Raw genomic sequence first — 5,254 nt, forward strand, 5'->3', positions numbered from 1 at the left:
GGCATGGGCCGCATCGGCCAGGCAGTGGCCAGGCGTGCCGAGGCCTTCGGCATGGAGATCCATTATCATTCGCGCAAGCCCGTGGCCTCCGGACTGGCCCCGGGCGCGCGCTACCATGCGCGCTTCGAGGACATGCTTGCCATAAGCGATTTCCTGTCCATCAACTGCGCCTCCACCCCTGAGACACGCGGCATCGTGAATGCCGCGGCGCTCGCACTGCTGCCCGAGGGCGCCATTGTGGTGAATACCGCGCGTGGCGATATTGTGGATGACGACGCGCTGATCGGGGCGCTCACCTCCGGCAGGCTGGCCGCCGCAGGCCTTGACGTGTTCAAGGGCGAGCCGAAGATCGACCCCCGCTACCGCGGCCTCGACAACGTCTTCCTGCTGCCCCATATCGGCAGCGCGACGCCAGGCACCCGCAGCGCCATGGCCCACAAATGCATCGACAATCTCGCGCAATTCTTCCGGGGCGAGCGCCCCGGCGACCTTCTGACAGGAGACTGATATGGGACAGATCGACAAGCGCCTCGCCGAACTTGGCATCATCCTGCCCGAGGCAGCAAAGCCAGTGGCCAACTACGTGCCGTGGGTGCGGACGGGGAACCTCGTGTTCATCTCCGGCCAGGGTCCGATCGAGGGCGGCAAGGTGCTGTATCCCGGTACCCTGGGCAATGATGTCTCGCTCGAGGACGGGGCCAAGTCCGCACGGCTGTGCGCCATCAATGTGCTGGCGCAGATCAAGGATGCCGTGGGCGGCGATCTCGACAAGGTGAAGCGCGTGGTCAAGCTGCTGGGCTTCGTCAATGCCACGGCCGATTTCAAGGATCACCCCAAGGTCATCAACGGCGCGTCCGACCTGATGGTCGAGGTGTTCGGCGACAAGGGCCGCCACGCCCGCTCTGCGGTCGCCTCACCGTCGCTTCCCATGGGGATCTCGACCGAGGTCGAAGCCATCGTCGAGGTCGAATGACGGAAAGGTTGCGTTTCATCACTGCGAGGCCCATCGCGCACCGCGGTTTGCACGACGTGTCACGCGGGATCGTGGAGAACACCGCCTCCGCCTTCGCCGGCGCCATCGCGAAGGGCTATGCTATCGAATGCGACCTGCAGCTGACGCGCGATGGCGAGGCCGTGGTGTTCCACGACGATCACCTTGAGCGCCTCACCGAAGGCCGTGGCATGGTGAAGAACCTGACGGCGGCGGAGATGAAGGGACTGGCCATCCGGCGCTCACAGGACCGCGTGCAGACCTTGGGCGAGCTTCTCGCACAGGTGAAGGGACAGGTGCCGCTCGTCATCGAGATCAAGTCCCACTGGGACGGCGACCAGCGCCTTGCGCGCCGCGCGCTCGAGGTTCTCGAGAGCTATCGCGGGCCCCATTGCCTCATGTCCTTCGATCCGGACGTGGTCGAGGCCGTGCGCCGGATATCACCTGATACGATCCGCGGCATCGTGGCGGAGCGCGCCTTCGATTCCTACTATGACGCGCTGCCTTTCCGCACCCAGATGGAGCTACGCTGTTTCTCGCATGTCAGCCGCACCAGGCCCGACTTCGTGTCATTCTATTTCGACGAGCTGCCTTGGGCTCCGGTCAGTGCGCTGCGCGCGGCGGGCATGCCGGTGATCAGCTGGACAATCCGCTCTCCCGGAGAGGCATGGACGGCGTTGCGGCATTCCGACCAGGTTACCTTCGAGGGGTTTACCGCCTGAGATGCTCAAAGCCGTTTCCAGCGCCCTCTCGATCCCCCGCGCGGACTGGGACAGGCTGGCCAATCCGCCGGATGAGGAATTCAATCCGCTGGCCGCACACGACTTTTTCCGCTGTCTTGAAGAGGCGGGCTGCGCGGTGGCGCAGACCGGATGGGCGCCGCGCCATTTGCTGATGGAGGACGAGGCAGGCAGGATCACAGGCATCGTGCCTTGCTACCGAAAGCGCCACTCCTACGGTGAATATGTGTTCGACCATGGCTGGGCGGATGCCTATGAGCGCGCTGGCGGGCGCTATTATCCGAAACTGCAGGTCTCGGTTCCCTTCTCGCCCGTCACTGGCCCCCGCCTGCTCGCGGCCACCGAAGAGGAACGCCGCGACCTTGCCTCCGGCCTCATCGCGCTCGCGACGGAGGAGAAGGCGTCCTCCGTGCACATCACCTTCCTGCCGGAGCGCGACTGGACCGCACTCGGCGGCCATCTCTGGCTTCAGCGCACCGATATCCAGTTCCACTGGGCCAATGCGGGATACGCCCAGTTCGACGACTTCCTCGGCTCGCTCTCCTCACAGAAACGAAAGAACATCCGCAAGGAGCGTGCCTCAATCGGCAAGGCCGGCATCACCATGCACGCGCTCACCGGCGCGGACATCATGGAACGGCATTGGGATGCTTTCTACGAATTCTATGTCGACACCGGCAACCGCAAGTGGGGCACGCCCTATCTGAACCGGGAATTCTTCAGTCTCATCGGCCAGGCCATGGCGGAGCATATCCTGCTGGTCATGGCCGAGCGCGCCGGAAAACTGATTGCGGGGGCGCTCAATTTCATCGGGTCGCACGCGCTCTACGGCCGCAACTGGGGCGCGATCGAGTATCACGACAACCTGCATTTCGAGACCTGCTACTACCAGGCCATCGAGTTTGCCATCGCACGCAGGCTGGCGCGCGTGGAGGCGGGTGCGCAAGGGGCGCACAAGCTGGCGCGCGGCTATCTCCCGCAGAAGACTTACAGCTTGCACTACCTTGCCCACCCCGGACTGCAGCGCGCGGTGGCCAGCTATCTCGAGTCGGAGCGCCGCGGCGTTGAGCAGGAACGCGAGGCCCTTGCGAGCCATTCGCCGTTCCGGCAGGAACAAGACTTCTGAGGGAGACGATACGATGAGTTATGACATGAACAACGTCTTCGCCAAGATCCTGCGCGGCGAAATCCCCTGCCACAAGGTCTACGAGGACGCGCATACGCTGGCCTTCATGGACGTGATGCCGCAAGCCGACGGGCACACGCTGGTGATTCCAAAGCAGCCTTCGCGCAACCTGCTCGACGCCGATTCCGCCGCACTGGGCCCGCTCATGGCCTCGGTGCAGAAGGTGGCCCAGGCCGTTCAGAAGGCCTTCGGGGCGGAGGGCATTCTCATACAGCAATTCAACGAGCCGGCAGCGGGCCAGACGGTGTTCCACCTGCACGTCCACATCCTCCCGCGCACCGCGGGCGTTCCACTCCGGCCGCACTCCGGCAAGATGGCAGACAACCAATTGCTCGCCCGCCATGCGGAGATGATCCGGGCCGCGCTGGCGGGTTGATCGAAATCAAGGATCACTGAGGTTGGTTCTGGTTAGTCTGGTTCCAACACCAGGAGAAATCCATGAATCACAAGCACCGCAAGGTCCTGCACAGCCTCTTCAGCCACCCCATGCCCAGCAATATCCACCTGCATGAGGTGGAGCCCGTCTTCCGGGAACTCGGCGCGGAACTGAGCCATTCGGGACACGGCCGCCTGATGGTCAACATGAATGGCCATTCCGCCACCTTCCACGGCGCCGACCACGGCCTGTCGAAGGACGAGGTGCACAGCATGAAGAAGTTCATCGAAACCTGCGGCGTTGAGCCGGAGCGCGATTTTCCTTTGTGAGCCCGTCGAGTAGCGTTCTTCCTCCCGAAACTGAGGGCCGGTTCGCCGGCCCCCTTTTTTTGGCATCACACGGTGGGCAATACCGCGAAGTCTTTCCACTCGCCCGCCGGGTGAGGCGCCTGGCGCAAGCCGCGCACCAGCGACAGGCGGGGGCCGCGGTGACAGGCGGCGATCATGCTCTCCACATCTTCCGCCTCGCCCGCGAACACAGCCTCGACGGAGCCGTCACGGCGATTTCTTACCCAGCCGGTGAGGCCACGCGATTTCGCCTCGCGCTCCACGAAGGCACGGAAGCCCACACCTTGCACCCTGCCCTCCACGATCACATGGACGGCGGTTCTGCTCACGCAAATTCCATGATCACGGCATCGACCTGAAGGCTGTCACCCTGCTTCGCATTGATCGCCTTCACCGTGACGTCACGCTCGGCACGCAGGATGTTCTCCATCTTCATCGCCTCGACGATGGCCAGTGCCTCGCCCGCCTTCACCTCCTGGCCTACCACTGCCGGAATGGCGATCACCAGGCCCGGCATGGGGCACAAAAGCTTCTTCGAGGTGTCGGCTGCGGCCTTCTCCGGCATGAGCTTCGCCAGTTCCGCCTCGCGCCCCGTATAGACATGGGCATCGAGCACCACGCCGCGATAGGACAGGCGATAGCCGTTGAGGATGCGCTTGACCTGAACGGTGACAGCGCCCTGCCCCAGATCGGCGGTAAAGACCGGCTGGCCCGGCACCCAGCCCGCGTGATCGGCGAGCGTATCGGTTTCGGCCGATACCGTGACAGGAACCCATTCCCGGCCAAGCTTCACGATGCGGGCGGTGGCGAACTTCACGCCGTTTCCGGTCATCTGACCGTTGATCAGGCGCTTCCTGCGGTTCTCGATATGATCGAGCAGGCTCGCCACCTTTGCCAGCGTCTGGCTAATCTCCGCCGTCACCTCATGACCGGTGAAGCCGCCGGGGAATTCCTCGGTGATGAAGCCCGTGGCCAGCGCGCCGGACTGCCAGCGCGGATTTTCCATGATGGCCGACAGGAACGCCACATTGTGCTGGATGCCCTCGATGTAGAAGGCGTCCAGCGCGCCAGCCATGGCCGTGATGGCCTCGGCCCGGCTTGGCGCGTGGGTGCAGAGCTTGGCGATCATCGGGTCATAATAGATCGAGATCTCGCCACCCTCGTAAACGCCGGTGTCATTCCTGACGGTGATGCCATTGGCAGACGTCTCGGCCGGGGGACGGTACTTCACGAGGCGTCCGGTGGAGGGCAGGAAGTTGCGGTAAGGGTCTTCGGCATAGATGCGGCTTTCGACTGCCCAGCCCTTCAGCGTCACATCATTCTGGCGGATCTTCAGTTCTTCGCCCGCAGCAACGCGGATCATCTGCTCAACCAGATCGATGCCTGTGACGAGTTCCGTGACCGGATGCTCAACCTGCAGGCGCGTGTTCATTTCGAGGAAGAAGAAGGAGCGGTCCTGCCCCGCGACGAATTCAACCGTTCCGGCGGAATCATAGTTCACCGCCTTGGCCAGCGCCACGGCCTGCTCGCCCATGGCCTTGCGCGTCTTCTCGTCAAGGAGCGGCGAGGGTGCTTCCTCGATGACCTTCTGGTTGCGGCGCTGGATCGAGCATT

8 protein-coding genes are annotated in these 5,254 nt (G+C 63.7%); 6 read left to right on the top strand and 2 right to left on the bottom strand.

All coding sequences use genetic code 11. The annotated features are described in order from the left end of the window. The 6 genes from ACILRA_RS19385 to ACILRA_RS19410 all read left to right on the top strand — a co-directional run. Positions 1 to 507: NAD(P)-dependent oxidoreductase (locus ACILRA_RS19385; protein WP_395663697.1), on the top strand; the 507-nt coding region annotated here is incomplete at its 5' end. 1 nt (position 508) lies between these two features. Continuing rightward, the gene (locus tag ACILRA_RS19390) at positions 509 to 973 is read left to right on the top strand and encodes a RidA family protein (RefSeq protein ID WP_395663698.1); all 465 of its coding nucleotides are present in this window, start codon (positions 509 to 511) and stop codon (positions 971 to 973) included. Further along, positions 970 to 1,713: a glycerophosphodiester phosphodiesterase family protein gene (locus ACILRA_RS19395; protein WP_395663699.1), complete on the top strand. Its 744-nt coding sequence runs from the start codon at positions 970 to 972 to the stop codon at positions 1,711 to 1,713. The genes ACILRA_RS19390 and ACILRA_RS19395 overlap by 4 nt, the downstream gene beginning before the upstream one ends. A gap of 1 nt (position 1,714) precedes the next feature. Continuing rightward, a complete protein-coding gene (locus ACILRA_RS19400) occupies positions 1,715 to 2,857 on the top strand; it encodes a GNAT family N-acetyltransferase (protein WP_395663700.1) in 1,143 nt (380 codons plus the stop codon). Between the two features lie 13 nt (positions 2,858 to 2,870). Then, positions 2,871 to 3,293, top strand: coding sequence for an HIT family protein (locus ACILRA_RS19405; protein WP_395663701.1), 423 nt, complete (start codon positions 2,871 to 2,873; stop codon positions 3,291 to 3,293). Between the two features lie 62 nt (positions 3,294 to 3,355). After that, positions 3,356 to 3,622 (top strand): hypothetical protein, encoded by a 267-nt coding sequence (locus ACILRA_RS19410; protein ID WP_395663702.1) that lies wholly within the window; start codon positions 3,356 to 3,358, stop codon positions 3,620 to 3,622. 65 nt (positions 3,623 to 3,687) lie between these two features. On the opposite strand, the gene ACILRA_RS19415 is transcribed toward ACILRA_RS19410, so the two are convergent. Together ACILRA_RS19415 and ACILRA_RS19420 are read right to left on the bottom strand one after the other, a co-directional pair. Further along, entirely contained in the window at positions 3,688 to 3,969 is a 282-nt protein-coding gene (locus tag ACILRA_RS19415) for an acylphosphatase (protein ID WP_395663703.1), read from the bottom strand. Further along, positions 3,966 to 5,254, bottom strand: a 1,289-nt coding sequence (locus ACILRA_RS19420) for a biotin/lipoyl-containing protein (protein ID WP_395663704.1), incomplete at its 5' end; no start/stop codon positions are given. The genes ACILRA_RS19415 and ACILRA_RS19420, both read right to left, overlap by 4 nt.

Origin of the sequence: Aestuariivirga sp. (assembly GCF_044239095.1) — a bacterium.
Taxonomy (GTDB): Bacteria; Pseudomonadota; Alphaproteobacteria; order Rhizobiales; family Aestuariivirgaceae; genus Aestuariivirga.